Source organism: Plantibacter sp. MMLR14_011 (assembly GCF_001865025.1).
Lineage (GTDB): Bacteria > Actinomycetota > Actinomycetes > Actinomycetales > Microbacteriaceae > Plantibacter > Plantibacter flavus_A.
In genome coordinates this window covers 141,675-168,112 of sequence record NZ_MJGW01000072.1, presented here as the reverse complement: position 1 = coordinate 168,112, position 26,438 = coordinate 141,675, and the positions used below count along the sequence as shown (strand labels likewise).

23 protein-coding genes are annotated in these 26,438 nt (G+C 70.7%); 17 read left to right on the top strand and 6 right to left on the bottom strand.

The window, feature by feature from the left end; all coding sequences use genetic code 11:
* Positions 1-192 precede the first annotated feature (192 nt).
* A complete protein-coding gene (locus tag BIU99_RS17440; RefSeq protein WP_071262360.1) occupies positions 193-999 on the top strand; it encodes a PP2C family serine/threonine-protein phosphatase in 807 nt (268 codons plus the stop codon).
* A gap of 91 nt (positions 1,000-1,090) precedes the next feature.
* Positions 1,091-4,144, top strand: coding sequence for an FtsK/SpoIIIE domain-containing protein (locus BIU99_RS17435; protein ID WP_071262359.1), 3,054 nt, complete (start codon positions 1,091-1,093; stop codon positions 4,142-4,144).
* 31 nt (positions 4,145-4,175) lie between these two features.
* On the opposite strand, the gene BIU99_RS17430 is transcribed toward BIU99_RS17435, so the two are convergent.
* Positions 4,176-5,180, bottom strand: a complete 1,005-nt coding sequence (locus tag BIU99_RS17430; RefSeq protein WP_064295329.1) for an asparaginase — start codon at positions 5,178-5,180, stop codon at positions 4,176-4,178.
* Positions 5,177-6,550, bottom strand: coding sequence for a 4-aminobutyrate--2-oxoglutarate transaminase (gabT, locus tag BIU99_RS17425; RefSeq protein WP_064295330.1), 1,374 nt, complete (start codon positions 6,548-6,550; stop codon positions 5,177-5,179). The genes BIU99_RS17430 and gabT overlap by 4 nt, the downstream gene beginning before the upstream one ends.
* A gap of 82 nt (positions 6,551-6,632) precedes the next feature.
* Between gabT and BIU99_RS17420 the strand changes: the two genes are divergently transcribed.
* Positions 6,633-7,115, top strand: a complete 483-nt coding sequence (locus BIU99_RS17420) for an OsmC family protein (RefSeq protein WP_139205495.1) — start codon at positions 6,633-6,635, stop codon at positions 7,113-7,115.
* Between the two features lie 21 nt (positions 7,116-7,136).
* On the opposite strand, the gene BIU99_RS17415 is transcribed toward BIU99_RS17420, so the two are convergent.
* Positions 7,137-7,949, bottom strand: a complete 813-nt coding sequence (locus BIU99_RS17415) for a 1-acyl-sn-glycerol-3-phosphate acyltransferase (protein WP_071262358.1) — start codon at positions 7,947-7,949, stop codon at positions 7,137-7,139.
* A gap of 146 nt (positions 7,950-8,095) precedes the next feature.
* Here BIU99_RS17415 and BIU99_RS17410 point away from each other — a divergent pair, with 146 nt between their 5' ends.
* The 7 genes from BIU99_RS17410 (at position 8,096) to ispG (ending at position 15,328) form a co-directional block, all read left to right on the top strand.
* Complete coding sequence (locus BIU99_RS17410; protein ID WP_071262357.1) at positions 8,096-9,094, top strand: FKBP-type peptidyl-prolyl cis-trans isomerase; 999 nt, start codon at positions 8,096-8,098, stop codon at positions 9,092-9,094.
* Positions 9,095-9,129: 35 nt separating this feature from the next.
* Positions 9,130-10,209, top strand: coding sequence for a 1-deoxy-D-xylulose-5-phosphate reductoisomerase (locus BIU99_RS17405; RefSeq protein WP_071262356.1), 1,080 nt, complete (start codon positions 9,130-9,132; stop codon positions 10,207-10,209).
* Positions 10,210-10,294: 85 nt separating this feature from the next.
* Positions 10,295-11,629: an RIP metalloprotease gene (locus BIU99_RS17400; protein WP_071262355.1), complete on the top strand. Its 1,335-nt coding sequence runs from the start codon at positions 10,295-10,297 to the stop codon at positions 11,627-11,629.
* A 124-nt stretch (positions 11,630-11,753) separates the two neighbouring features.
* Positions 11,754-12,962 (top strand): sensor histidine kinase, encoded by a 1,209-nt coding sequence (locus BIU99_RS17395; RefSeq protein WP_083397446.1) that lies wholly within the window; start codon positions 11,754-11,756, stop codon positions 12,960-12,962.
* On the top strand, positions 12,959-13,618 hold the full coding sequence (locus BIU99_RS17390) for a response regulator transcription factor (protein WP_071262353.1): 660 nt from the start codon (positions 12,959-12,961) through the stop codon (positions 13,616-13,618). Before BIU99_RS17395 ends, BIU99_RS17390 begins: the two co-directional genes overlap by 4 nt.
* A 134-nt stretch (positions 13,619-13,752) precedes the next feature.
* A complete protein-coding gene (locus tag BIU99_RS17385; protein WP_071262352.1) occupies positions 13,753-14,091 on the top strand; it encodes an SHOCT domain-containing protein in 339 nt (112 codons plus the stop codon).
* A 76-nt stretch (positions 14,092-14,167) separates the two neighbouring features.
* Positions 14,168-15,328 carry a flavodoxin-dependent (E)-4-hydroxy-3-methylbut-2-enyl-diphosphate synthase gene (gene ispG, locus BIU99_RS17380; protein ID WP_064295337.1) on the top strand — a complete coding sequence of 387 codons (1,161 nt, stop codon included), beginning with the start codon at positions 14,168-14,170 and terminating at the stop codon, positions 15,326-15,328.
* A gap of 44 nt (positions 15,329-15,372) precedes the next feature.
* On the opposite strand, the gene BIU99_RS17375 is transcribed toward ispG, so the two are convergent.
* Genes BIU99_RS17375 through BIU99_RS17365 form a run of 3 tightly spaced genes read right to left on the bottom strand, consistent with a single transcriptional unit; the run spans position 15,373 to position 18,912 of the window.
* A complete protein-coding gene (locus tag BIU99_RS17375; protein WP_217635026.1) occupies positions 15,373-16,719 on the bottom strand; it encodes a DUF6716 putative glycosyltransferase in 1,347 nt (448 codons plus the stop codon).
* Complete coding sequence (locus BIU99_RS17370) at positions 16,712-17,641, bottom strand: N-acetylneuraminate synthase family protein (RefSeq protein ID WP_083397445.1); 930 nt, start codon at positions 17,639-17,641, stop codon at positions 16,712-16,714. The genes BIU99_RS17375 and BIU99_RS17370 overlap by 8 nt, the downstream gene beginning before the upstream one ends.
* Positions 17,638-18,912, bottom strand: coding sequence for an acylneuraminate cytidylyltransferase (locus BIU99_RS17365; RefSeq protein WP_071262350.1), 1,275 nt, complete (start codon positions 18,910-18,912; stop codon positions 17,638-17,640). The genes BIU99_RS17370 and BIU99_RS17365 overlap by 4 nt, the downstream gene beginning before the upstream one ends.
* Positions 18,913-19,110: 198 nt before the next feature.
* Here BIU99_RS17365 and BIU99_RS17360 point away from each other — a divergent pair, with 198 nt between their 5' ends.
* The 7 genes from BIU99_RS17360 to BIU99_RS17330 are packed head-to-tail and all read left to right on the top strand — an operon-like array spanning position 19,111 to position 26,413.
* Positions 19,111-20,112 carry a MoxR family ATPase gene (locus tag BIU99_RS17360; RefSeq protein ID WP_071262349.1) on the top strand — a complete coding sequence of 334 codons (1,002 nt, stop codon included), beginning with the start codon at positions 19,111-19,113 and terminating at the stop codon, positions 20,110-20,112.
* Between the two features lie 4 nt (positions 20,113-20,116).
* Positions 20,117-21,007, top strand: coding sequence for a DUF58 domain-containing protein (locus BIU99_RS17355; protein ID WP_254773644.1), 891 nt, complete (start codon positions 20,117-20,119; stop codon positions 21,005-21,007).
* Positions 20,994-21,461, top strand: a complete 468-nt coding sequence (locus tag BIU99_RS17350; protein WP_064295341.1) for a hypothetical protein — start codon at positions 20,994-20,996, stop codon at positions 21,459-21,461. Before BIU99_RS17355 ends, BIU99_RS17350 begins: the two co-directional genes overlap by 14 nt.
* On the top strand, positions 21,452-22,450 hold the full coding sequence (locus tag BIU99_RS17345; RefSeq protein ID WP_064295342.1) for a VWA domain-containing protein: 999 nt from the start codon (positions 21,452-21,454) through the stop codon (positions 22,448-22,450). Before BIU99_RS17350 ends, BIU99_RS17345 begins: the two co-directional genes overlap by 10 nt.
* Complete coding sequence (locus tag BIU99_RS17340; RefSeq protein ID WP_071262348.1) at positions 22,447-23,487, top strand: VWA domain-containing protein; 1,041 nt, start codon at positions 22,447-22,449, stop codon at positions 23,485-23,487. The genes BIU99_RS17345 and BIU99_RS17340 overlap by 4 nt, the downstream gene beginning before the upstream one ends.
* Entirely contained in the window at positions 23,484-24,614 is a 1,131-nt protein-coding gene (locus tag BIU99_RS20070; RefSeq protein ID WP_071262347.1) for a hypothetical protein, read from the top strand. Before BIU99_RS17340 ends, BIU99_RS20070 begins: the two co-directional genes overlap by 4 nt.
* Before the next feature lie 41 nt (positions 24,615-24,655).
* Complete coding sequence (locus tag BIU99_RS17330) at positions 24,656-26,413, top strand: proline--tRNA ligase (protein WP_064295345.1); 1,758 nt, start codon at positions 24,656-24,658, stop codon at positions 26,411-26,413.
* Positions 26,414-26,438 lie beyond the last annotated feature (25 nt).

Here is a 26,438-nt window from a genome sequence, read left to right as displayed (position 1 = left end):
CGTCGATCATGACAGCGCAGACGGGTCGCGGCAAGCGGATCCGCAGGCCCGACCGATCCCGGCGTGCGGATCCGTCGTCGCCGATCCCCGGACGGAATCCGCCGAGCCGGGTGGGGCGGTCCTTCGGTCGGCCGGTACCGTACTATCGTCGAGGGTGCATCAGCCACCGCCAGCCGTATTAGAGGAGCAGACGTGACCGAGCACGGGCAACGGACCGTCACGCTGCCCGGCGGGCGTCGAGTCTCACTCGCGTGGGCCGGCATGACCGATGTCGGCAAGCGGCGCGAATTGAACGAGGACGCCTTCGTGGCGCTCCCTCCCGTGTTCGCCGTGGCCGACGGCATGGGTGGGCACTCCGCCGGCGAGGTCGCGAGTGCGGCGGTCGCGCACCGCCTGACCAAGGCCACCGAGGGAGCCGAGATCCTCACCGTCGACGGCCTCGTCGACGCGCTGCGCATGGCCGTCGCGGACATGATCGACACCGCGGAGGAGGGCGAACTCGGCATGGGTACCACCGTCACCGGTGTCGTGTTGACGGCGGACGAGGGCGAGGGTCGCGTCGCGGTCTTCAACATCGGCGACTCCCGGGTGTACCGCCTGCAGGAGGGCGAGCTGGTCCAGGTCACCGAGGACCACTCGATCGTCCAGGAGCTGATCCGCGCAGGGGCGATCAGCCCGGAGGAGGCGGAGTTCCACCCGAACAGCAACATGATCACCCGGGCCGTCGGTCCGTCGGACGACCCCGTACCTGACGTCGAGCTCTTCCCGATCGAGACCGGTGCCCGATGGCTCGTCTGCTCGGACGGGCTCACGAAGGAACTCACCGACCACGGGATCTGGTACTTCCTGACGGAGGGGGCCACGCCGGTCGACGCGGCCGAACTCCTCCTACGTGCCGCCCTCGACAACGGCGGACGCGACAACGTCTCGGTCATCGTGCTCGATATCGCGGCGGTCGACGAGGCCGTGGACGAGAGCGTCGAGCAGCCCGCCTCCTGAGCCCGCTCCACAGCCGCTGCTCGCGCGGGCTTCGCGCCCGGTCGGACCGTCCCGTCAGCCGGTCAGGGCCGCTGGGTGCTCCACTGGAGCCATGAGCCCTTCGGACGTGATGCCCTCCGCGACCAACTCGCACCGGCCCGCGACGACGTCGGCCCGCCTCCGTGCCCCCAGCCCGCCGGCAGAGCCGCCCACCGGGTCGCTCCCGATCCTCGCAAGTCTCGCCCCGGTCGTCGGGTCGGTCGCCCTGTTCGCGATCACCGGCTCACCCGTGACCCTCGTCTTCGCCGCGCTCGGGCCCCTCATCGCCGTCGCCGGCTACATCGACGCACGCTGGACCAGACGGCGGCGCGGACGACGGGCGCGTGCGGCGTACGACGCTGCGACGCAGGAGCTGGAACAGGACGTCGCGCGAGCGCATGCCGAGGAACGCGAGGAACTGCGAGCACTCCACCCTGCCGGTCGGCTCCTCGACGTCCTCGACGGACCTGATCGCGCCAGGTGGCGGGTGCCGGAGGCCCGCCGCACGCTCGTCTGCATCGGGCGAGGGGAGACGAAGAGTGCCGTCCGGGTGGATGCCGGGGCCGACGACGACCGGTGGGCGTGGGCGGCACGGCTGTCCGAGGCGCCGGTCGTGGTCGACGCGGTCGAGGGGATCGGCATCGTCGGTGGCAAGGTGTTCGCGCGCGCGGTGGCCCGCAGCATCCTCCTGCAGCTCGCCCGACAGTTCCCGCCGCAGGCAGCGCAGTTCTCCGGGGACCCCGCGGCTCCCGACGACCGCACCTGGGCATTCCTGGAGGACCTCCCGCACCGCGCGGTCTCGGACCCGGTGGAGCCGGTGCGCGACGGGGGTGCGGCGGACCCGACGACCCTCGTCTCGGTCGTCGAGCGTTGGGAAGCGGTCGGGGCCGCCGCGGGGCGCTCGGGAGGACGCCCACCGACCGGCGGTGTGCTCGTCGCCCTGTCCGACACCGTCGAGCTCATCCCCACCCGCTGCCGACACCTGCTCGTGCTCGGCGCCGACGGGCAGACCGTCCTCGCCGACGGGACCGGCGCCTCCTCGTCCGTGTCGGTGTCGCCGACCCTGCTCGCGGAAGCCGAGGCGGAGCACGTCGTCGGGGCGCTCACCGCAGCCGCACTCACGACGGGGGAGTCCCCGGCCCTCTCGAGTCTGCCGACCGACGTCGCCTTCGCGCAGGTGCATCCGGTGCGGGGCCGTCGCCCGCCGGCGGGATCCGACTGGCGGCCGGATGCGCTCCGGGTCGCCGTCGGCACCGGCGTCGAGGGCGTGCAGCTGCTGGACCTCGGGGCGGACGGGCCCCATGCGCTGGTCGGCGGCACGACCGGGAGCGGGAAGAGCGAGCTGCTCATCACCTGGATCACGGCTCTCGCCGCGCAGTGCTCGCCGCAGGAGCTCTCCCTGCTCCTCGTCGACTGCAAGGGCGGCGCCTCCTTCCAAGCGGTGGAAGCCCTGCCGCACGTGGTCGGGATGGTGACCGACCTCGAACCGGGAGCGGCGGACCGGGTCGTGTCGAGTCTGCGCGCCGAGCTCCGCCACCGCGAGCGTGTGCTCGCCGGACACGGGGCTCGGCATCTGCTCGACCCCGTGCTTCTGCCGGAGCATCGCCCGGCACGGCTCGTCGTCGTCGTCGACGAGTTCCAGGCGCTGCTCGACGCCAGCCCGCACCTCCATCAGGTGTTCGCAGACCTCGCGGCCCGCGGGAGATCGCTCGGCCTGCACCTGATCCTCTGCAGTCAGCGTCCGGCGGCGGTCGCCGCCGATGCCATCCTCGCGAACTGCACGCTCCGTCTCTCGCTCCGGGTCACCTCGCGCCCCGACAGCGCCGCGATCCTCGGTGTGCCCGATGCAGCTGCGATCCCGGCCGGAACACCGGGCCGCTGCATCGTCTGGAACGGCGACCGACGACTCGTGTTCCAATCCGCGGTCACGTCGTCCGACGACGTCCTCGCGGTGCGTGAGCGGTGGCGCGACGCGCCTGCACCTCGGCGACCATGGCTCGACCCCCTGCCGGCACGCCTGGCCTTGGGTGCCGTCTCGGCGATCGAGGCGGGACGTGCCGGAGGCTCGGAGAGCACCGGTGTCGACTGTCCTCCCGGGGAGGGCATCGTGTTCGGCCTCGCGGACCTCCCCGAGGAGCAGGCGCAACGCCCCGCGGTGTGGTGTCCGGAGCACGACGGCTCGCTGCTGGTGCTCGGCACCGGACGTTCCGGTCGAACGACCCTGCTGGACACGCTCGAGGTCGGCGCGTGCGATCGCTTCCGCGTGGAGCGCGTCGGCCAGGATGCCGAGCAGGCCTGGGACACCGTCATGGCGCTGTCGGATCCGCTCCGCCCGACCGAGCGCACCCTCCTCCTCGTCGACGACGTGGAGTCGCTCCTCGCCACCGCCGGGGACGAGCACGGCGCCGCCCTCCGCGACGCACTGCTGGGCCTGCTTCGAGACGGCGGCCGCCGCGGGATCAGCGTCGTCCTCGCCGCCTCCCGGCTCGGCGGTGTGGTCCACCGGTTCTCGGCTCAGCTGAGCAGCACGCTCGTCCTCCGCCTCGCCGATCGGCAGGATCATCTCGTCGCCGGCGCACCCGCCTCCTGCTTCGATCCACGCCGACCCGCCGGCCGCGCGCACTGGCAGGACGCGGAAGTGCAGATCGCGCTCGCTCCACCGTCTCCGGCGTCTCCGTCCTCGGCGCCCGGGGTCCACCGCTGGCGGCCGAGCCCGGCACGCGCGACCGTCATCGTCACGCGCGCGACCGGTGCGGTCCGGGCGATGCTGCAGCGGTCGACCGGTACGGAGCAACGCGTGCGGCTCATCGAACCGGCGGCGCACCTGTTCCCGTCCGCACCGCTCGCGGGCGTCGCGGGCATCGAGAGCGACGTCCTGGAGGACGACGCCGCGATCGTCGTCCTCGTCGACCCCGAGACGTGGCTGTCGGGCCGGTTGGTCGTCGGGCGAGACCTTCCGCCGAGCACCGCCGGTGCCGACCTGGTGGTCCACGGCTGCTCCGCCGCCGACTTCCGACAGGTGACCAGGAGCCGTGAACTCCCACCGCTCCTCGGCTACGCGAGCGGCCGTGCCTGGTGGTGGCGAGCCGGACAGGAGGCGATGCGTGTGGACCTGCTCGGTTCCTGACCCGAAGGCACCGAGGCTGTCGGCCGGGTGGTCAGACCGCGGTGACGGCGATCCGCCCGACGACGGCGGCTCCACCGTGGATGGCCAGGTCGAGTTCCGGTTCGAGGGCGTCGACGGCGGCCGCATCGAGCGCTCCGACCGAGACGAGCAGCCGGAGGGCGACGATCGTCGAGGCCCGGAGCGAGCCGTCGAGGACCTTCAGCGCGACGGTCGCGCCGCCGGGTGCCGACATGACCATCACGCCTTCCGCCCCGAGCTTCGCGAACAGGCCGAGGCGCTCGATGACGAGCGTGTTCGCCCGCCCCGGTCCGTCGAGTGCCCAGCCGTTGGCGAGCACCGCCGCTGTGAGCAGGCCGGCATTCCGGTACAGGGCGAACGGCGAGGTGGGGGAGGAGTTGACGACGCGTCCGATGCCGCGTGCGAGTCCGGTCAGGGAGATCGCGTAGACCGGCGCCCCGCAGCCGTCGACCCCGCTGGCGGCGGGCTTCTCGCCGGTGAAGCGCTCGACGGTGTCGCGGACGGCGAGCTGCAACGGGTGGTCGGGCTCGAGGTACGTCGCCTGGTCCCACCCGTTCTGCGCGCAGGCGAGCAGCATGGCCGCGTGCTTCCCGGAGCAGTTCATGTACAGGGGGCTCGTGCCGAGGCCGTCCCGGACCAGCTCGTCGCGGGATACGCGATCACCGGGCCAATCGGCCGGGCACTGCAACGCCGAGTCTTCGATCCGGGCCCGGCCGAGCATGCTGCGGACGACCTGGACGTGCTTCCGGGTCCCCGCATGGCTCGCGGTGGCGAGCACGGCCTGAGCGCCCTCGAGGGACACCCCGGCGTTCATGATCGTGATGGCCTGGAAGGGCTTGAGGCACGAACGGGGGAAGACGGGTGCGTCCGGTGCTCCGAGACTCGCGAGCACTTCGCCCTCCGGCCCGAGGACGATCGCCGACCCGGCGTGTCGTGACTCGATGAAGCCGCTGCGCTCGACGACGGCCAACTCCACCGCGTCCGAGACACCGAAGGTCTGGGGGACCGCCGTGCTCACAGTGCTGCGAGCGCCTGATCGATGACCGTCATCGCGTCGGCGATGAGCTCGTCGGAGACCGCGAGGCTCGGGAGGAAGCGGAGGACGTTGCCGTAGGTGCCGGCGGTGAGGACGAGCACGCCCTGCTGCGCGGCGGCTGCGGCGATGGCGCTGACGGCGGCCGGGTTGGGCTCCTTCGTCGTCGAGGCGGTACCCGGCTGGACGAGTTCCATCGCGATCATCGCACCGATGCCGCGGACGTCGCCGATGATGTCGTACTTGCCCTGGAGTTCGAGCAGCGCCGCCGTCAGGGTGGCGCCGATGCGATCCGCTTCGGCCAGCAGGCCACGGGACTCGATCGACTCGAAGACCGCGACCGACGCGGCACACGCGACGGGGTTGCCACCGAAGGTGCCGCCGAGGCCGCCGGGCTGGCTCGCGTCCATGATCTCGGCACGCCCCGTGACCGCCGCGAGCGGCAGACCGCCGGCGATGCCCTTCGCGCTCAGCACGAGGTCGGGGACGAGGCCGAAGTGCGAGCTCGCGAAGTACTCGCCGGTGCGCGCCATACCGCTCTGGATCTCGTCGGCGATGAACACGACGCCGTTGGCCGTGCACCACTCCTGGAGCGCGGGGAGGTAGCCCTCCGCGGGGACAACGAAGCCGCCCTCGCCCTGGATCGGCTCGACCACCAGGCACGCGAGGTCGGTGGCGCCGATGCGCTTCTCGAGGTAGGCGATGGTGCGGGCAGCAGCCGCCGCTCCGGACAGGCCGTCGTGGTATGGGTAGGAGTTGGGGGCGTGGTAGACGTCGCCGGCGAACGGGCCGTAGCCGGTCGCGTACGGGGCGGCCTTGTAGTTCATCGCCATGGTCAGGTTGGTGCGACCGTGGTAGCCGTGGTCGAGCACCGCGACAGCCCGCCGACCGGTGTACTTGCGGGCGATCTTCACGCCGTTCTCGACCGCCTCGGCGCCCGAGTTCACGAGCACCGACTTCTTCGCGAAGTCGCCCGGGGTGTGCTCGGCGAGGAGCTCCGCGACGCGCACGTACTCCTCGTAGGGGGTGATCGTGAACAGGGTGTGCAGGACGTCGGCCGCCTGGTCCTGGACGGCGTCGACCACGGAGGACTCCGTGTGGCCGATGGTGGTGACGCCGATGCCGGCACCGAGGTCGATGAACTGGTTGCCGTCGACGTCGACGACGATGGCGCCGTGCGCGCGCTCGATGTACACCGGGAGGACACTCGACACGCCATCGGACACGACTGCGGTCCGGCGGGCGTGCAGCGCCTGTGAGCGCGGGCCCGGGACGGCCGTCACGATGCGACGCTCCTGCGTCACGCTGGGGGCGGAGGCGGTCGTCTGGTCCGTGGTGTCGAGCGTGTCAGTCATAGTCCTCCAGCGTAGCGCGACCTCCCGACAGCGGGGCCGCGAACGCGGGCCGCGGTGGAGAGGCCAGTGGGATACTGGTGGCATGATCACGGGCCACCACGACTACACCATCGGCGTCCGCTGGGACGGAGACCTCGGGACGGGCACGAGCGGGTACCGGGACTACTCCCGGGAGCTCACGGTGACGGCCGCCGGGAAGCACGACCTCGAGGGCTCGGCCGACAAACCGTTCCGCGGCGACGCAGGTCGGTGGAACCCTGAGGAGCTGCTCCTGGCGGCCCTCGCGCAGTGCCATCTGCTGTCCTACCTGCACGTCGCCGTGACCCTCGGTGTCGTGGTGACGGCCTACACGGACGACGCCGTCGGGACCATGGTCGAGGACGGCGCGGGGAGCGGTGCGTTCACGGAGGTGGTCCTGCGTCCGCAGGTCACGGTCGCTGATGCATCGATGGTCGAGGCGGCGCGAGCCGGGCACGCCCGCGCGAACGAGCTGTGCTTCATCGCCAATTCGGTGAACTTCCCGGTCCGTCATGAGCCGACGATCGTGGTCGCGGCGACCGCCTGAGGAACGGGACGATGCCGCGGCTCAGAGCCGCTCGGGGCGGAAGGCGCGCTTGATGCGCTCGACGGTGTCGGCGGGCGGCGACTCGTTGTAGGCGTTCGCGAGCTCCTGGCCGGTGAGGGCGTGGATCGCCGCCATGATCTCGTCCGTCGCCTTGCGTCTGGCGCGTCCTGAGGTCGCCGGTCCATGGTGGCTCACGTCGATGGGTTCACCGAAGATCACCGTGACCGGTTTGAACTTCGGGATCGTCGTGCCCACCGGCATGAGGTCGTCGGTGCCGATGAGGCCGACCGGGACGACCCTCGCACCCGTGGTGAGTGCCAGCCAGGCGACACCGGTCCTGCCGCGGTACAACCGTCCGTCGAGCGACCGGGTGCCCTCGGGGTAGATGGCGAAGGCCTCCCCGCTCTCGAGGATCCGGCGTCCCTGGTCGAGGGCTTCCTGCGCTGCCTGCCCGACACCACGTTCGACCCCGACAGCGCCGATCGAGGTGAAGAACGTGCGCGAGACCCAGCCCTTCAGGCCGCGTCCGGTGAAGTAGTCGGACTTCGCCAGGAACTGCACCCGGCGTGGGGCGCTGATGGGGATCGCGATGCTGTCGATGAACGAGAGGTGGTTGCTCGCCAGGATGACCGGCCCACGCTTCGGGACGTTCTTCCGGCCGATGATCTTGGGGCGGTAGAGCAGCTTCGCCGTCGTGTTCAGGACGGCTCGTCCGAAGTAGTAGACGACACCGGGTTTCGAGGGCGTGGCCACCGTGTCGTCCGTCGACGGCTCGACGGTGGCCTGGTCGGAAGGTTCCTGGGCGCGTCGCTGCGTCTGCTCCTCATCGGCCATGCGCACGACTGTACCCGCCGACGCATGCGCGACCCGGCATACTGACGCGCGCCGGTGCACCGAGGATGTTCGGCGCGCTGTCAGCCAGCATGGAGCCTGGTGGGTGAGACTGGACCGACCCCTCAGCAACGACCGAAAGTTCCCCTGTGCGCAAGAGCCTCTGCCTTCTGGCCGTCATCGCGTCCCTCGTGTCGCTGACCGCGTGCAGTTCGGCGACGTCGCAGTCGCAAGCGCTGGCCAGCCCGGGGGAGTGCGCCGACACGAGCGCCGGCAAGGCGTCCAAGGCGATCAGCGTGAGCGGGGACTTCGGCTCAATCCCGGAGGTCACCTTCGCCAAGGGCACGCTCTCCGCAGACACCACAGAACGCACGATCGTGGCGAAGGGCGACGGCGAGCGGGTCGATCCCGGCGACACGACGTTCGTCGAGATGTCCATCTACAACGCCGTGACCGGTTCGATCGTCGCGCAGACCGCCTACGGCGCCAGCCCGGCCACGGCGATCGTCGTCAACGATCAGAAGTACCTGAAGGGCCTCGTGCGAGCCGTCGAGTGCACGACAGTCGGATCCCGCGTCGCGGCCTTCGTCACGGCGGGCGACGGGTTCGGTTCCGCGGGGTCGAGCGACGGCACGGTCCAAGCCGACCAGCCGCTCGTCGTCGTGGCCGACGTCCTCAGCACGGTGCACAGCGACGCCAAGGCGGACGGCGTCCCGCAGGAGCCCGTCGCCGGGATGCCGGCGGTCGAGCTCGACACCGCCGGACGACCCACGGTCACCATCCCCGAGGAGCCCGCTCCGGCCGATCTCCAGGTCGCGGTGCTCAAGCAGGGCGACGGCGCAGTGGTGCAGCCCGACGCCGAGGTCATCATCAACTACCAGGGTGTGAACTGGCGGACCGGCGAGGTCTTCGACGAGAGCTGGGGCAACGGGCCGACCAACTTCCAGCTGTCCGCCGTGGTGAAGGGCTTCTCGAGCGCCATCGCCGGCCAGCACATCGGTTCGCAGGTCGTCGCCGTCATCCCGCCCGACCTCGGGTACGGACCGAGTGGCGGCAACAGCCAGGCGGGTATCGAGGCCGACGACACCATCGTGTTCGTCATCGACATCCTCGATGCGAGCAGCACCACGGCTCCCGCCGCGGGCTGAGCGGCCGACTCGGTCGCCGACGTAGACTGACCGCCGTGAGACGCGTCATCATCCTCGGATCAACCGGCTCGATCGGCACGCAGGCACTCGACGTCATCCGGGGTGACCGCGACCGCTTCGAGGTCGTCGGCCTGACGGCCGGCTCGAACGCCGAGCTCCTCGCAGAGCAGGCCGCCGCCTTCCACGTCGACGACACGGCCCTGGGCGCGGCCGACGCCGAGCGGCTCATCCGCAGTGTCGACGCCGATGTGGTGCTGAACGGCATCACGGGCTCCATCGGGCTCGGCCCGACCCTCGCGGCGCTCGAGACGGGCCGGACGCTCGCGCTCGCGAACAAGGAGTCGCTCATCGTCGGTGGCGACCTCGTGCGGCGGATCGCGGCACCCGGCCAGATCGTGCCCGTCGACTCCGAGCATTCCGCGATCGCCCAGGCCCTCCGTTCCGGCACCGCGACCGAGGTGCGGCGGCTCGTCCTGACCGCCTCGGGAGGACCGTTCCGCGGACGGGACCGTGCATCGCTCGTCGGCGTCACGCCGGCTGAGGCGCTCGCCCACCCCACCTGGGACATGGGTCTCGTCGTCACGACGAACTCGGCGACCCTCGTCAACAAGGGGCTCGAGGTGATCGAGGCGCACCTGCTGTTCGACGTCCCGTACGACCGCATCGAGGTGACGGTCCACCCGCAGTCGATCGTCCACTCGATGGTCGAGTTCATCGACGGTTCCACCATCGCCCAGGCCTCGCCGCCCGACATGCGGCTCCCCATCTCCCTCGGGCTCGACTGGCCCAACCGGGTCGGAGGCGTCGGCGTCCCGCTCGATTGGACCTCGCCCCAGCAGTGGACGTTCGAGCCCCTCGATCACGAGGCCTTCCCCGCCGTGCGACTGGCCAAACTCGTGGGCGGACAGGGTCGCACCTATCCGGCCGTGTTCAACGCCGCGAACGAGGAGGCCGTTGCGGCCTTCCACGCGGGTCGGCTGGGATACCTCGGCATCCTCGACACCGTCCGCGCGGTCGTGGACGACCACGAGGCGCCCGAGGGCGAGCTCACCCGGGAGGCGCTCGCGGAGGCGGAGCGCTGGGCGAGGGCTCGCGCGCAGCAACGCATCGGCTGACCTGCCCGTTCATCGTCGGAAGCTTCCGAGCGGCCGCACAGCCGGCGTGCAGCCGGTGACCCGACCGCGCGAGTAGGGTTACGCCGTGGAATCCGTCCTCCTCTACCTCCTCGGCATCGTGATCGTGCTCGTGGGCCTCATCGTGTCCATCGGGCTGCACGAGGTCGGTCACCTCGTGCCCGCGAAGCTGTTCGGCGTGCGGGTCACCCAGTACATGATCGGCTTCGGTCGCACCATCTGGTCGCGCCGCAAGGGCGAGACCGAGTACGGCGTCAAGATGATCCCGCTCGGCGGCTACATCTCGATGATCGGCATGTTCCCGCCCAAGCAGCCCGGCGGTGCCGCCCGCAACGCCAGCACCGGCTTCTTCGACACGCTGGTCCAGGACGCGCGTGAGGCGAGTGCCGACACGATCGGCGCCGGCGACGAGGAGCGCACCTTCTACCGGCTGCCCTTCTGGAAGCGGATCGTCGTCATGCTCGGCGGCCCGTTCATGAACCTCGTCCTCGCCGTCCTCTTCATCGGTATCGCCGTGTCGGGGTTCGGTGTCCCCCAACAGAGCAGCACGCTGACCTCGGTGTACGAGTGCGTGTTGCCGTCCACGAGCGACCGTCAGAGCTGTGCAGCGGGGGATCCGCAGGGTCCGGCGGCCGCCGCAGGGCTGAAGCCGGGCGACACGATCCTCTCGATCGACGGCACGCCGATCTCCACCTTCGCCGAGATCTCCGCCGCCGTGCAGGATTCGCCGGGCAAGCCGTTGGCCCTCGAGGTCGCCCGCGGTGAGCAGCGACTCGACCTCACCCTGACGCCGTTGCTGCTCGAGCGGGACGTCGTCGACGCCAAGACCGGCAAGATCGAGACGAACGCCGACGGCTCGGCGAAGACCCATGAGGTCGGCTTCGTCGGCATCACCCCGCAGCAGCAGATGGTGGCGCAGCCCGTCACCACGATCCTGCCGACCGTCGGCGACACGATCGCCCGGACCGCCAACATCATCCTGAACCTGCCCCAGCGACTCATCGACGTCGGGCAGGCAGCATTCGGATCCGGTGAGCGCGATCCCGACGGGCCGATGAGCGTCGTGGGCGTCGGACGGGTCGTCGGCGAGGTGGTCAGCCTCGACGAGATCCCCGTCGCGTCGAAGGCGGCGACCGTGTTCGGCATCCTCGGGTCGCTCAACGTCGCGCTCTTCGTCTTCAACCTCATCCCTCTGCTGCCCCTCGACGGCGGGCACGTCGCAGCAGCGCTCTGGGAGGCGATCCGTCGCCGCTTCGCGAAGATCTTCCGACGTCGCGATCCGGGACCGGTGGACGCGGCGAAACTCATCCCGCTCACCTTCGGCGTCGTGATCGTCCTCGGCGGCATGAGCGCGCTCCTCGTGTACGCCGACATCGTCAAGCCGGTCAACCTCTTCGGCTAGCCGTCGCCAGGGGCAGCTCGTCGCCGGCACGACCCTCCCACTGCGTGCTGGTACTCCCCGGGGAGTACCAGCGGGGCACCGATCGGCCGATTCGGTGGGCCCACGTCGCGAGTAGCATGCAGGAATGCCAACGCGAGAAGCGGGTCCGGCGCCCTGGATGGTGCACGACGAGCGGCGACCCGACCGCGCTGCGTGGCGTCTCTGGGCGCCGGTCGTCGTGTCCCTCCTGGTGCAGGTGCCGGCGACCGCCGTCGTCGCCTTCCACGGCGCCTTCGGACCAGGTGCCGGCGGTTCGGAGTGGTCTCGGGCTTCGGCCGTCCTGCTGGCCCTCGCCGGAGCGCTCTGCCTGCTCGCAGCGCGGCGGGCGCCCGGCCCGTCGGTCGCAGCCGTCGCTGTCCTGTCGAGCGCTTCCATGCTCGCCGGTCCGAGCTGGGGTCCTCCTGCCGTCGCCCTGGCCTTCGCAGCCGGTTCAGGCGTCGCCCGCGGCGCTCGCGGCTGGACGTACTCCTCGCTGGGGCTCGGGTGGGTGCTCTTCTTGACCGGTGCACGCACGCTCGGCTCGGAGCTGTCGGGTTTCCGCGTCGTGACCACGACGGTCCTCGTCATCGTCGCGCTCCTCGTCGCGGAGGGTCTCCGCAGTCGACGCGAGCAGCTCGACGAGTACCGGAGGCGTCAGGGGGAGCGACGAGCGTCCGCGGCGCAAGAGGAGCGCGTGCGCATCGCACGAGAGCTGCACGACGTCGTCGCGCATTCCCTCGCGCAGATCACGGTCCAGGCGGGGATGGGACTCCACCTCATGGACACCCAGCCCGAACGCGCACGCGAAGCGCTGACGAACATCAAGGACGCCAGTAAGACGTCCTTGGACGAGGTGCGTGGACTCCTCGACGTCCTCCGCGGCGGCGACACCGCTTCGGACCCCACGACCGGCGCGCCGAGGCGACCCGGGCCGGATCTCGAGGCACTGCCCGTCCTCGTCCAGTCCCTCCGAGACCAGGGTGTCGACGCGGTCCTCGAGCAGCGCCTCGTCTCCACGCCCGGCGCGGCCGTGCAGCAGGCGCTGTACCGGATCGCGCAGGAGAGCGTCACGAACGTCCTCCGGCACGCGCAGGCCGGACGGGTCTCCGTCGAGCTCGTCGAGGTCGACGGCACCTACCGCCTGCTCGTGGAGGACGACGGAGTCGGTGCCCCACCCGGACCCGCCGAGCACGGCAACGGCCTCCTCGGCATGACCGAGCGCGCCGAGCTCCTCGGTGGCACCCTCGAGACCGGGCGGAGTCCGCTCGGCGGCTTCCGCGTCACGGCCCGGGTGCCGGTCCGAGGCGTCGCGTGATCCGCGTGGTCGTCGCCGACGACCAGGCACTCATCCGCGGCGGGTTCCGCGCCCTCCTCGACGCGGAGCCCGACATCGCGGTCGTGGGTGAGGCGGCCGGTGGCGACGAGGCGCTCGCCGTCGTCCGTCGGGAACGGCCGGACGTGGTCCTCATGGACATCAGGATGCCCGGAAGTGACGGCCTGGCCGCCACCGAAGCCATCGTCGCGGATCCGGCGCTCGAGGCCACCCGCATCATCGTCGTCACCACCTTCGAACTCGACGAGTACGTCGCGCAGGCGATCCGGGCAGGTGCGAGCGGCTTCCTCGTGAAGGACACCGAGCCGGCCGAGCTCATCCGGGCCGTCCGTGTGGTCGCGTCGGGTGACGCCCTGCTGTCGCCCGGGGTCACGAGGCGCCTGCTCACCCAGGTCGCCGGAGCGATCGCCGCGCCGCTCGACGACGCCGTGATCGCCGGGCTCACGGAGCGCGAACGCGAGGTGCTGGGTCTGGTCGGACGCGGACTCACCAACGAGGAGATCGGAGGGGCGCTGTTCCTCAGCCCGCTCACGGCGAAGACCCACGTGTCGCGCATCATGTCGAAGCTCGCCGCGCGCGACCGGGTCCGCCTCGTCGTCATCGCCTACGAGACCGGGCTCGTCAGTCCCGGCGTCTGACCGCCGGGTGGCCGTACTCCCGGGGGAGTGCGGTGATCCGTCCCGTCGTCGGATGCCCTCGGCCACCATCCGGAGGAGGCTCGGGGTCGTGATGCGGACGACGGTGGTCGTCCGCCCGACGAACGGAGTCCTCCATGTCCACCTCCCTGATCGTGCTCGCCGTGACCGCCATGCATCCCGGCGGTCCCGGGCCGGGCTTCCACCTCCTCTGGCTGCTGCTCATCCCCGCGTTCTGGATCGCCGTGATCGTCCTCGTCGTCGCGCTGGTCGGTCGGCGGTGGCGTCGCCGAGCCTGGTCCGGGGCGTCCCCGGACGGCCACCAGGGCCCGCCGTGGGCCTGGCGTCAGGACGGGTCCCGGAGCGCCGAGCAGACGCTCGCCGAGCGCTTCGCCCAGGGCGACATCGACGAGGTCGAGTACCGGGAACGGCTCGGCGTCCTGCGTGCGAATCGCGAGGCACCGCCCGCCCGTTGACCGTGGATCGCGACGTCCCAGCAGGCATTCAGCTCACGGGGAGCCTGCGGGGCGTCGCGCGCGTAAGCTGAGGCTCGTGGTAGCTATCAATCTGGGTCTTCCGTCGGTTCCCGAGACGCTCAGCCCGCGGCGCAAGTCGCGACAGATCAAGGTCGGCAAGGTGCTCGTCGGCGGCGACGCCCCGGTGAGCGTCCAGTCGATGACGACGACCCAGACGACCAACATCAACGCGACCCTCCAGCAGATCGCCGAGCTCACGGCCTCGGGCTGCGACATCGTCCGCGTGGCCGTCCCGACCCGCGACGACGCCGAGGTGCTGCCGATCATCGCGAAGAAGAGTCAGATCCCGGTGATCGCCGACATCCACTTCCAGCCCGCCTACGTCTACGCCGCGATCGACGCGGGGTGCGCGGCCGTCCGGGTCAATCCCGGCAACATCCGGAAGTTCGACGACCAGGTCGGCGAGATCGCCCGGCGCGCGAAAGCCGCCGGCGTCTCCCTCCGCATCGGCGTCAACGCCGGGTCCCTCGACCCGCGGTTGCTGCAGAAGTACGGCAAGGCGACCCCCGAAGCGCTCGTCGAGAGCGCCGTCTGGGAGGCGAGCCTCTTCGAGGAGCACGACTTCCACGACTTCAAGATCTCCGTCAAGCACAACGACCCGGTCGTCATGGTGAAGGCCTACCGGCTGCTCGCCGAGCGCGGTGACTGGCCCCTGCACCTCGGCGTGACGGAGGCAGGTCCTTCCTTCCAGGGAACCATCAAGAGCGCGACCGCGTTCGGCATCCTGCTCTCCGAGGGCATCGGCGACACCATCCGTGTCTCGCTCTCCGCGCCGCCGGCGGAGGAGATCAAGGTCGGGCTGCAGATCCTGCAGTCGCTGAACCTCCGCGAGCGCAAGCTCGAGATCGTCTCCTGCCCGAGCTGCGGGCGCGCCCAGGTCGACGTCTACAAGCTCGCGAACGACGTGACCGACGGCCTCGAGGGGATGAGCGTGCCCCTGCGGGTCGCCGTCATGGGCTGCGTCGTGAACGGCCCCGGAGAGGCTCGTGAGGCCGACCTCGGCGTCGCGAGCGGCAACGGCAAGGGCCAGATCTTCGTCAAGGGCGAGGTCATCAAGACGGTGCCGGAGTCGGAGATCGTCGCGACGCTCATCCAGGAGGCCAACCGTCTGGCCGCCGAGATGCCCGCGGACGACACCTCCACGGGCGCACCGGTGGTGACGGTCGGCTCCAACTGAGCCGGATCACCGCCCGACCGGTCTCCGGTCGAGCGGTGATCCCGTCAGCGGGCTGTGCGGTGACGAGCCCCGTGCGGAGCGCGCACCGGCGTCTCCGTCTCGATCGGTGCGAGCCGACGGGAGGCGATCGGTTGCCGCTCGGCAGGCTGGACGCCCCGAGCGCGACGGACCAGACGGCGAGCGATCTGCAGTGGCCGCCCGATGACGAAGGCGACCGTGCCCAGCGCGCTCGTGTCGGCCCGCCCGAACGCCCGACGACGCTCCCAACCGGTGCGGAGCATGCCGCCGCGACTCTGTCTTGCACGAGGACGGACCGGCAGGGTCCCGAGGTCGCGCGCGGCGAACGCCTCCTCCGACCGCTGGATCCAGTCGTCCTCCGGGGCGGGGTGGAAGTAGTTCTGCTGCAGCCAATCCGGGTTCGGGTGCCGGAACCGGGCGGCCATGAGGTCGTCTTTGGAGGCAAGCAGCCCGCTGCCCTCGAAGACGGTGTTGATGAGCGCCGGGTCCACACCGAAGTCGTCGAGCAGGATGACCGGCACCCCGGCGGCGATGGCCTCGATCGCTGCGGTGGAACTCACGGTGACGAGCCCGGCCGCGTGGCCGAGGTGGACCGCCATCGAACCGGTGGCGACCCGGAGGTTGTCGGGTGTCGGCCCGGTGAGGAGGGTGTCGAAGGGGTAGTGCTCGTGATGGGTCTGCGGGTCGCCGGCGAGGCCGCGCACCTTGATCACGACGTCGAGGTCGCGGTGCCGGATCGCGAGGGTCCGCAGCCAGGAGAGGATCCGGAGCCGGTCGCCGCGGTCGGCCGGGACGGTGGCCTGAGCGGCGAAGACGACCCGGGTACGCGGGGCGGGCTCGGCCGGTGGCTCGGTCGCCGGGTCCGTCAGGAACGGCAGGGTCGCGAGCGCGAACGCCGGCTCGACCCCGTGCGTCAGCGCGAGTTCACGGTAGGCGGCGACCTCGCGGTGGCTGTGCAGGACGAAGACGTCTGCCTGCGCACGGAGGAAGATCCCCTTCCACTTCGCCGGGATGGAGATACCGGGGAGACCGGTGAGGAGGACCGGGCGGGTGGCGCGGCCGAGCGCGAGGAGTTCCGAGATGACGACCTCGGCGACCGGCCCCCGCGTGGAGACGAACACGCCGTCCGGCTGCTCGGTCCGGATGAGGTCGACGAGTCGTCGGAGCGACAGGCGACGGACGGTCCGACCCTCGAACGCCGTGTGGAGCAGGGCGATGTCCACCTGCCGGTCCGTGGCGGACACGTCGCTCTCGATGAGGACGAGGTCGACGTCCCAGCCGGTCGCGCGGGAGAGGGTGGCGGCGCCCCACTTCACGAAGGAGTCGGAGTCCACCACCCCGATCACCCGACGTCGGGGCCCATGATCAGGCATCGACCCTGCGCAGCTTCGCGAGTGGGGCGAGTTCGCCGGGGAAGATGCGCTTGACGCCGTCACCCATGGCGGTCTCGATGACCCTGATGTCGCGGACGAGGTTGGAGAAACCGTGCGGTTCGAGCGACGCGGCGTGGTCCGAGCCCCACATGGCACGGTCGAGCGTGATGTGGCGTTCCACCATCGTGGCTCCGAGGGCGACCGCGGCGAGGGAGATCTGGAGACCGGTCTCGTGGCCGGAGTACCCGATGGGCACACCGGGGTACCGGGCGGCGAGGCTGTCGATCATCCGGAGGTTCGCCTCTTCGGCGGGCAAGGGGTAGGTGGAGGTCGCGTGGAGGATGACCAGCGGCGAGCCCCGGAGGATCTCGACGGCGCGGTCGATCTGCTCGAGCGTCGACATGCCGGTCGAGAGGATGATCGGCTTCCCGGTCGCGGCGAGACGGGTGAGGAGGCGCGAGTCGGTCACCGAGGCGGACGCGACCTTGTGGGCGCTGACGCCCAGGTCCTCGAGGAAGTCGACCGACGGTTCGTCCCACGGGGAGGCGAACCAGCTGAGGCCGCGCAGGGTGGCGTGGTCGCCGATCTCGATGTACTGCTCACGGTCGAACTCGACCCGGTAGCGGTAGTCGAGGTAGCTCATCTCACCCCACGGCGTCTGCCGCGGGACGTCGCGCATGTGCGTCGGCGTGGAGATCTCCGGCGTGCGCTTCTGGAACTTGACGGCCTGTGCGCCGGCGTCGGCGGCCACGTCGATGAGTCGCTTCGCGAGCTCCACGTCGCCGTTGTGGTTGAGACCGATCTCCCCGATGACGTACGCGGGAGCGCCGCCGCCGACGGGGATGCCGTCGATGCGCACGGGAGACGGCTGCGTCCGGCCGTCGAGGTCGGTGGTGTCGTTCGCGTCCTGGTGGATGCTCATGGTCGTGCTCCGTTCGATTGCAGCGTGGACAGCTTCAGGGGGTCGAGGGCCGCGCGTGCGCGTGCGGCGAGGACGAGGTCGGCGAGTTCGCGGACGGCGCCGTCGCCGCCTCGGCGTTCCAGGACGAGCCGGGAGACGGCACGCGCCTCCGGGTGCGCATCGGCGACGACGACCGGCCAGCCGACGATCTCGAGTGCCGGGATGTCGTTGACGTCGTTGCCGAGGTAGGCGATGCGGTCGAGTGGGACGCCCTTCGTCGCGGCCCAGTCGCGGAGCGCGGTCGCCTTGTCGGCGGAGCCGTACACGACGTCGACGCCGAGTTTGGCCGCGCGTGCGGCGACGATCGGGACCCGCTCGGTCGACAGGATCAGGAACGGCAGTCCGGCCTCGCGCAGCAGACGGACGCCGAGGCCGTCACCGCGATGGACGCTCACCCGTTCGACCCCGTCGGCGTCGATACTGGCGCGGTCGTCGGTGTGGACCCCGTCGAAGTCGGTGACGACGGCGTCGACGTCGAGGTGGTGCTCGGAACGCTCCGAGCCCGACGGGATGCCCAGCTGGCGTTCGGCGAGTCCGGCGATCGCCTCGGCGACGAGCAGATCCTCCGGTTCGTCGATGTCGAGCGCGGCGAAGGACCTGGTGACGGCGGGCGCGATCCGGCCGAAGAAGCGGTGCCCGGCTTCGAGGAAGCCGTCCGTGTCGAAGACGTAGAACGAGCCGGTCTCGCGGTACTGCGGGGCGCGGTCCTGCCGCCGGGGACGCTCGCGGTGGTCGTGGCCGATCCCTCGGGCACCCTTCGTCTTCTCCGTCCAGAGGAATCCGTGGTCGAGTACCGCGGCGAAGACGGAGTCCGCCCGCCCGGAGGAGACCAGGGCGACGGCGTCGTCGAGTGCTTCCACGTCGAGGAAGGGCGACGTCGCCTGCGCGAACACCGTCACGGGGGTCAGCTCGCCGCGCTCCGCGAGGACGCCGAGCGCGTGGAGGAGCGCGGCCTCGGAGGAGGTGCTGTCCTCGGCGAGTTCGGCCGGCCGGTCGATGACCTCGGCACCGGCGGCGACGGCGGCGGCGGCGAGGTCCGGGTGATCGGTCGTGACGACCACGCGCGAGACGCCACCCGACCGCAGCAGTCCTTCGACCGACCGTGCGATGAGGGTGCTCCCGCGGACCGTCCTGAGGTTCTTGCGGTGGATCCCCTTCGAACCGCCCCTGACCGGGACGATCGCCGTCGCGCCGTCGGTCTCCGGGTGCCTCCCGTGCGCTGCAGATGTCATCGATCCACGGTAGGAAGCGGCGGTGGACGCGAGGGGGACGGTGGGCGAACGGCTCCCGACGCCCTGGTGGCCATCCGGTGGCCGAGGAGCCCGGGCTCCGGATCTTCACACGTAGACTGTTCGGACCGCCGGGTTCCACCAGGCGGATCCGCGTTCGACGGTCATCCGTCCGGACCGCCAGCCTCGCCAGGGAGACCAGTGACCGTGACGCCGAGCACCCCCATCGCGCCAGCCGAGCTGCAACGGGCCCGCAGCATCCTCTCCGAGATCGTCGGTGCCTACGACGCGAAGGTGGTCGGTCAGCAGGGCCTGCGCACCACCCTGCTCGCGGCACTCGTCTCGGGCGGACACGTCCTGCTCGAGAGTGTCCCAGGACTCGCGAAGACGACCGCGGCGGAATCGATCGCCCAAGCGGTGAACGCGTCGTTCAAACGCATCCAGTGCACCCCCGACCTGTTGCCGAGCGACATCATCGGCACACAGATCTACGACGCCCGCACCGGTGCGTTCCAGACCCAGCTCGGTCCCGTGCACGCGAACTTCGTGCTCCTCGACGAGGTCAACCGGTCGAGCGCGAAGACCCAGAGCGCGATGCTCGAGGCGATGCAGGAACGCCAGACCTCCATCGGCGGCACGCACTATCCGTTGCCGAAGCCGTTCTTCGTGCTCGCCACGCAGAACCCCATCGAGCAGGAGGGCACGTACCACCTGCCCGAGGCGCAGCTCGACCGCTTCCTCCTCAAGGAGGTGCTCGACTACCCGACGATCGGCGAGGAGGCCGAGATCGTCCGTCGGGTGAACTCCGGGCTCTACGAGACCGACCAGGATCGCCCGGGGGTGAGCCTCGAGGACGTCCTGTTCCTGCAGACCCTCGCCAAGCGGGTCTACCTCGACGCGTCGATCCTCAACTACATCGTCCAGACGGTCTACGTGACCCGCCATGCGAGCGACTACCTGCCGCCGAAGCTCGCGAGCTACATCGAGTACGGGGCGAGCCCGCGTGCCAGCATCGCGTTCAGCACCGTCGCGCGGGCGCTCGCGATCCTCGCCGGGCGGGACCACGTCATCCCGGAGGATGTCAAGGGCTACCGCCACCAGGTGCTGCGGCACCGCATCATCCTGAACTTCGAAGCCGCGGCCGACGACGTCTCGCCCGAGACGATCATCGACGCCGTCTTCGGAGCGGTCCAGGCACCGTAGGCCCGTGTCAGCCCCGCTGCTCCACCGGGTGAAGTCCAAACTCTTCATCCACGCCCACCGCCGCGTGCGGGGGATGCTCGACGGCGAGTACCGCTCGGTGTTCCAGGGCAGGAGCCTCGACTTCGACGACCTCCGCGAGTACACGCCGGGCGACGAGATCAAGGACATCGACTGGAAGGCGACAGCCCGACACGGCGCTCCACTCGTGAAGCGCTACATCGCCACGCGGAAACACCAGGTGCTGTTCGTCGTCGACACGGGTCGTGATCTCGCGGCGCTCGCCGAGGGCGGGAGCACCAAACGCGAGGTCGCCATCCTCGCGGTCGGCATCCTGGGGTACCTCGCGATCCGGCACGGTGACCTCGTCGGTCTCGTCGCCGGTGACGCCGCCGCACCGGAACTCGTCCGACCCGCCGGCACCGAATCGGCACTCGAACGCCTGCTGCAGCACATCGACCGGCGTGCATCGCTCGCGGCGCCCCAGAGCGATCTCGACGAGTTGCTCGGTTACGCGGCACGGTCGGTCAAGCAGCGCTGTCTGCTCGTAATCGTCTCGGACGACGAGGAGATCGCGCCGAAGCGGTCGGAGATCCTCCGTCGCCTGCACGTCCAGCACGAGGTGCTCTGGATCTCGGTCGGGGACGCCGACCTCATGCGGGCCGAGTACACCGGTCGCTCGATGGTCGACGTCGCCGACGAGCGGTCCCTGCCGGCCTTCATCCGGTCGGACGACGCGCTCCGTCGCGAGTTCACCGAGGCCGTCGCCAGCGCGACCGCCCGCCACCTCGATCAGCTCGAGGAGCTCGGTATCAGCGGCCAGCGCGTGACCGGCGCCGACGACGTCGTCCCCGTCCTCTTCCACCTCCTCGAGGCCCACCGACATGCCCGGCGATAACGGCTACTACGCACCGGTCCAGTACACGCTGCTCTGGCCGGTGCTCGGACTCGTGCTCATCGCGCTCGTGATCGGGTGGTACGTCTGGATGCTCGCCCACGTGCGCCGTCGCGCGCGCGGGAGCGCTCCGCGCCCTGCTCCGCAGCCGTCGCCGACCGTCCTGCGCGATCGCTACCTCGCGCTCATCGGCGAGATCGAGCGCGAGCACGGGGACGGCGCCCTGAGCACGCGGCGCGCCCACCAACGGCTCGGCGCGATCCTCCGGATGTACGCGCACGAGTCCAGCGGCGTCCGTGCCCAGGTCATGACGCTCGCAGACCTCGATCGCGCAGGACTCGCGCCACTCAGTCGTGCCGTTTCGGCCTACTACCCGGTCGAGTTCCGCGAGGCCGAGACGGGTAGCGTCGCCGAGGCGGCCATGCTCGCGCGCCAGGTGGTGACGACGTGGAGCTGATCTACTGGTGGATGCCGCTCGTCTGGCTCCTCGCCGTGGCCGCGGTGGTCGCCGCCGTCGTCCTCGTGGCCCGTACCGGGCGGCGCCGGAGGGTGAACGCCGAGCCCCTGTGGGTCGCGCACTCCGAACGGCTCACCGCACTCCCCGGATACCGTCGCGCGCTGTCGCGGTACCGGCGCCTCATCATCGCGACGATCGCCGCGCTGGGGGTGCTGCTGCTCGCCGGCATGGCCCTCGGGTCCCGCGTGGTGAGCACGACGGTGTTCCAGCCCGAACTGCGCAACCGCGACATCGTGCTCTGCCTCGACGTGTCCGGGTCGATGACGGAGTACGACGCCGCGCTGGTCGGGGTGTTCGAGAAGCTCGTGCAGCGGTTCGACGGTGAGCGGATCGCGCTCGTCCTGTTCAACGCGTCCGCGACCACGTACTTCCCGCTGACGAGCGACTACGACTACGTGGCCGCGCAGCTCGACCACCTCGTCGAGGACCTCACCTCGCCGGAGAGCGACTACGAGTACTGGAACGGCACCGATCTCGGGAACGGGTCGTCCCTCATCGGCGACGGTCTCGGGTCCTGCGTCATGCGGTTCGACCAGGTCGGCGAGGAACGGTCCCGCTCGATCGTGCTCGCGACCGACAACTACGTCGCCGGCGAGCCGATCCTCACGCTCAAGGAGGCCGGCGCCTATGCGAAGGCGCAGGACGTGACGGTGTACGGGATCAACCCCGGCGACGTCTCCAGCAAGGACTACCTCGACGACCTCGCCGCGGAGATGGACGAGGTCGTGACGTCCACCGGCGGGGACTACTACGCGCTAGCCGACCCCGGCGCGGTCGGCGGCATCGTCCAGCAGATCACGGCTGAGCAGACGAAGACGCTGAAGGGCGCCAAACAGCTCGTGCAGGTCGACGAGCCGTTCGTGTTCGTGCTGGCGGCGTTCGGCGGCCTCGCGGCGCTCATGCTGCTCGCCTGGAGGTTGCGCCGATGACCATCAACCCCGTTCTGCCGATCTGGGCCATCGCCGTGCTCGGCACCGTCCTCGCGGCCTTCGCCGTCTGGCAGTTCCTCGCCGGGGTGCGGCGGCCAGGAGCCTGGCACTGGATCGCCCGACTGGCCATGGTCGTCGTGCTCGTGATCATCGCCCTCCGACCGACCATCCCCGGCAACCATCGCCCGCCGTCCGCGATGGGCGACCTCGACGTCTACTTCGTCGTGGACACGACGAGCTCGATGGCCGCCGAGGACTGGCCGGACGGGACCGCGTCGGGGACGGACGAGAACGGGGCCCCGAAACCGCCGACCCGACTCGACGGGGCGAAGGCCGACATCACCGGCATCGCCGACCGGCTGGCCGGTGCGCGCTACGCGCTCGTGACGTTCGACGCCGTGGCCGTCCAGCGCATGCCCCTCACGACGGACGCGACGGCGCTCCGGTCGGCCGCGGAGGCGATGACGCAGGAGATCACCACCTACTCCCGCGGCAGCAGCATCGACGCGCCGGTGGAGTTCATGACCACGCTGCTGACCCAGGCCGAGGAGCAGGAACCGGGTCGGAACCGGATCATGTTCTACCTCGGTGACGGCGAGCAGACGAGTGGCGCGGCGCCCGGGTCGTTCGAGAGCATCGCACCGCTCATCGGCGGCGGTGGCGTGCTCGGCTACGGGACCGAGGCCGGCGGGACCATGCGCGAGTTCTCGGGATACCAGGACGGCAGCGTCCGCTACATCCAGGACTACTCGACCGGTGAGCCCGCCGTGTCCCGGCTGGATCCGGGCGCGCTCGAGACGATCGCGTCGCAGCTCGGCGTCGAAGCGGAGATCAGGACCCCGGGTGCGTCGCTCGACGACGCGCTCGACGGCCTCGCCGTCGGCGGCGTCACCGTCGAGGACGAGGTGGACATCCGGCGTACCGATGAGCTGTACTGGGTGTTCGCGCTCGGGTTCGGTGTGCTGCTCCTCACCGAGCTCCCCGGCCTGGTCGGCGCGCTGGGCGAGCTCCGACGGACGAAGGGTGGGCGGGCATGACCCTCTTCGACGACCGGACCCGGACCGACCGGGCCGACGACGCGCCGCGCAGCCCGGAGCCACGGCCACGGTTCGAGGAACCGCGGCGTCCGCCGCTGGCCCCGGCCGAGGTCACCCGGTTGCGCCGTCGGCTGTTCTGGTGGTCCCTTCCGCTGGTCCTCGTCGCCCTCGTCGTCGGGGTCAAGTTCGTGAGTCTGCCGGTCGTCGCGCAGTCGGCGATCGCCGAGTATCGCGCCGAGGACTACTCCGGGGCGCAGTTGAGCGCGGGGCACCTCTTCACGGCGAACGTCGTCGAGCCGTGGATCGCCTGGTTCGACCGGGGCACCGCAGCCGCGGCCGGACAGGACTGGGTGCAGGGGACCGACGACCTCGGGAAGGCGCTCGAGCTCGCGCCGACGGAGGAGACCGCCTGCATCGTCCGGGTCAACCTGGCGCGCGCGTACGAGACCCAGGCCGACGAGTACGTGAAGGGCCAGTTCTTCCAGGGCGCCATCAACCTCTACGACACCGCGAAGCGCATCGTCGACGAGGGCGAGGGCTGCTTCGAGGGGGAGTCCCAGGAGCAGAACGAGGACCAGCAGGACCAGCAGGACCAGGGTGGCCAGGGGGATGAGGGCGATCAAGGTGGTCAGGGCGGTCAAGACGACCAGGGCGACCAGGGTGAGCAAGGGGAGCAGGGTGACCAAGGCGGCCAGGGGGATCAGGGCGACCAAGGCGGCCAGGGTGACCAAGGGGACCCGGGCGACCAAGGGGATCAGGGCGACCAAGGGAACCAAGGCGGCCAGGGCGATCAGGGCGGCACCGGGCAGCAGCCCGACGTGATCGATCCGAAGGGCACGCCCGGTGAGAACCTGCAGGACACCGGCGATCGCATCGACCGCAAACGTCAGGATGCGACCGACCAGCGCGACCGGTCCGGCGGGCAGGGCCAGCAGGATCCTTCGAACGGGGGACAGGGCGACGGCGACGCGAGCGGCTCGAGCGGCACCGGGGACAGCGAGGTCGACGGGAAGGTCGACAAGTTGAAGGACGCCGGCCAGGACGCCCAGCAGGACAAGTCGACCGAGGACGCCAAGAACCGCGGTCGGAACAACGACAACGGGAACTTCGCCGATCGCCCCTGGTAGCGGTTCCGGGCTGCCTGCGTGTGACGGACTAGCATGGACAGGTGGTTACGCGCCTTTCGAATTACTTCCTCCGTACGCTCCGTGAAGACCCTTCCGACGCGGAGGTGACGAGTCACCGCCTGCTGGTGCGGGCGGGGTACATCCGACGCCAGGCGCCGGGCGTCTTCGCCTGGTTGCCGCTCGGGTTGCGGGTGAAGAACAAGATCGAGGCCATCGTCCGCGAGGAGATGGCGAACGCCGGCGCGTTCGAGGTGCACTTCCCCGCGCTCTTGCCGCGCGAGCCCTACGAGGTCACCGGCCGGTGGGAGGAGTACGGTGACGCCCTCTTCCGCCTGCACGACCGCAAGGGTGCCGACTACCTGCTGGCGCCGACACACGAGGAGGTCTTCACCCTGCTCGTGAAAGACCTGTACTCCTCCTACAAGGACCTGCCCCTGTCGATCTACCAGATCCAGGACAAGTACCGCGACGAGGCCCGTCCCCGGGCAGGCCTCCTGCGCGGTCGTGAGTTCACGATGAAGGACGCCTACTCGTTCGACGTGTCCGACGCCGGGCTCGACGCGAGCTACCAGGCGCAGCGCGACGCCTACGAGCGCATCTTCACGCGGCTCGGCCTCGAGTACGAGATCGTGCAGGCCGACGCCGGCGCGATGGGCGGTTCGCGCAGCGAGGAGTTCCTGCACCCCACCGCGGTCGGTGAGGACACCTTCGTGCGTTCGGCCGGCGGGTACGCAGCCAACGTCGAGGCCTACACCACCGAGGTCCCGGAGGCCCGCCCCGTCGAGGGTCTGGCACCCGCGACGGTCTTCGACTCGCCGAACACCCCGACGATCTCGACGCTCGTCGACCTCGCCAACGAGCGGCACCCGCGCGACGACGGACGGGCCTGGACTGCCGCCGACACCCTCAAGAACGTCGTGCTGGCACTGCGGCACCTCGACGGCACGCGCGAGATGGTCGTCATCGGCCTGCCGGGCGACCGCGACGTCGACCTCAAGCGCGTCGAGGTGGCCTTCAGCCCCGCGGAGGTGGAGGCCGCGACCGAAGCGGACTTCGCCGCGAACGCCGGGCTCGTCAAGGGCTACATCGGACCGTGGTCCCCGCAGGGGCCCGTCCTCGGCGAGGAGTCGGCGACGGAGATCCGGTACTTCCTCGACCCCCGGGTCGTCGACGGCACCGAGTGGATCACCGGTGCGAACGTCGATCAGCAGCACGTCTTCGGCCTTGTCGCCGGGCGGGACTTCACCGCCGACGGCTTCGTCGAGGCGGCGGAGGTCCGCGCCGGTGACCCCGCGCCCGACGGCTCCGGACCGGTCGAGCTCGCTCGGGGCATGGAGATCGGGCACGTCTTCCAGCTCGGGCGCAAGTACGCCGAGGCGCTCGGACTGAAGGTGCTCGACGAGAACGGCAAGCTCGTCACGGTGACCATGGGCTCCTACGGCATCGGGATCACGCGCATCCTCGCGATCATCGCCGAGGGCAACAACGACGAGCGCGGTCTCATCTGGCCGAAGGCCGTCGCCCCGTTCGACGTGCACGTCGTCGCAGCAGGACGCGACGCGGCGATCTTCGAGGTGGCCGAGGAACTCGTCGCCTCCCTCGAGGCGAGCGGGAAGGACGTCCTCTACGACGACCGCACCGGCAAGGTGTCCCCGGGCGTCAAGTTCGGCGACGCCGAGCTGATCGGCGTGCCCGTCGTGGTGGTCGTCGGTCGCGAGGCCACCGAGGGCTTCGTCGAGCTCTGGGACCGGGCCGCCGGCACGAAGGACCGGGTCGCGATCGCCGACCTCGCCCTCTGAGCCGCGAGAGCGCAGTAGCGGTCGT

Coding starts and splice junctions, on each gene's coding strand:
- BIU99_RS17435 (WP_071262359.1), top strand. CDS start 1,091: ATGAGCCCTTCGGACGTGATGCCCTCCGCGACCAACTCGCACCGGCCC.
- BIU99_RS17375 (WP_217635026.1), bottom strand. CDS start 16,719: ATGCCTGATCATGGGCCCCGACGTCGGGTGATCGGGGTGGTGGACTCC.
- BIU99_RS17365 (WP_071262350.1), bottom strand. CDS start 18,912: ATGACATCTGCAGCGCACGGGAGGCACCCGGAGACCGACGGCGCGACG.
- BIU99_RS20070 (WP_071262347.1), top strand. CDS start 23,484: ATGACCCTCTTCGACGACCGGACCCGGACCGACCGGGCCGACGACGCG.
- BIU99_RS17415 (WP_071262358.1), bottom strand. CDS start 7,949: ATGGCCGATGAGGAGCAGACGCAGCGACGCGCCCAGGAACCTTCCGAC.
- gabT (WP_064295330.1), bottom strand. CDS start 6,550: ATGACTGACACGCTCGACACCACGGACCAGACGACCGCCTCCGCCCCC.
- BIU99_RS17420 (WP_139205495.1), top strand. CDS start 6,633: ATGATCACGGGCCACCACGACTACACCATCGGCGTCCGCTGGGACGGA.
- BIU99_RS17395 (WP_083397446.1), top strand. CDS start 11,754: ATGCCAACGCGAGAAGCGGGTCCGGCGCCCTGGATGGTGCACGACGAG.
- BIU99_RS17370 (WP_083397445.1), bottom strand. CDS start 17,641: ATGAGCATCCACCAGGACGCGAACGACACCACCGACCTCGACGGCCGG.
- BIU99_RS17385 (WP_071262352.1), top strand. CDS start 13,753: ATGTCCACCTCCCTGATCGTGCTCGCCGTGACCGCCATGCATCCCGGC.
- BIU99_RS17350 (WP_064295341.1), top strand. CDS start 20,994: ATGCCCGGCGATAACGGCTACTACGCACCGGTCCAGTACACGCTGCTC.
- BIU99_RS17340 (WP_071262348.1), top strand. CDS start 22,447: ATGACCATCAACCCCGTTCTGCCGATCTGGGCCATCGCCGTGCTCGGC.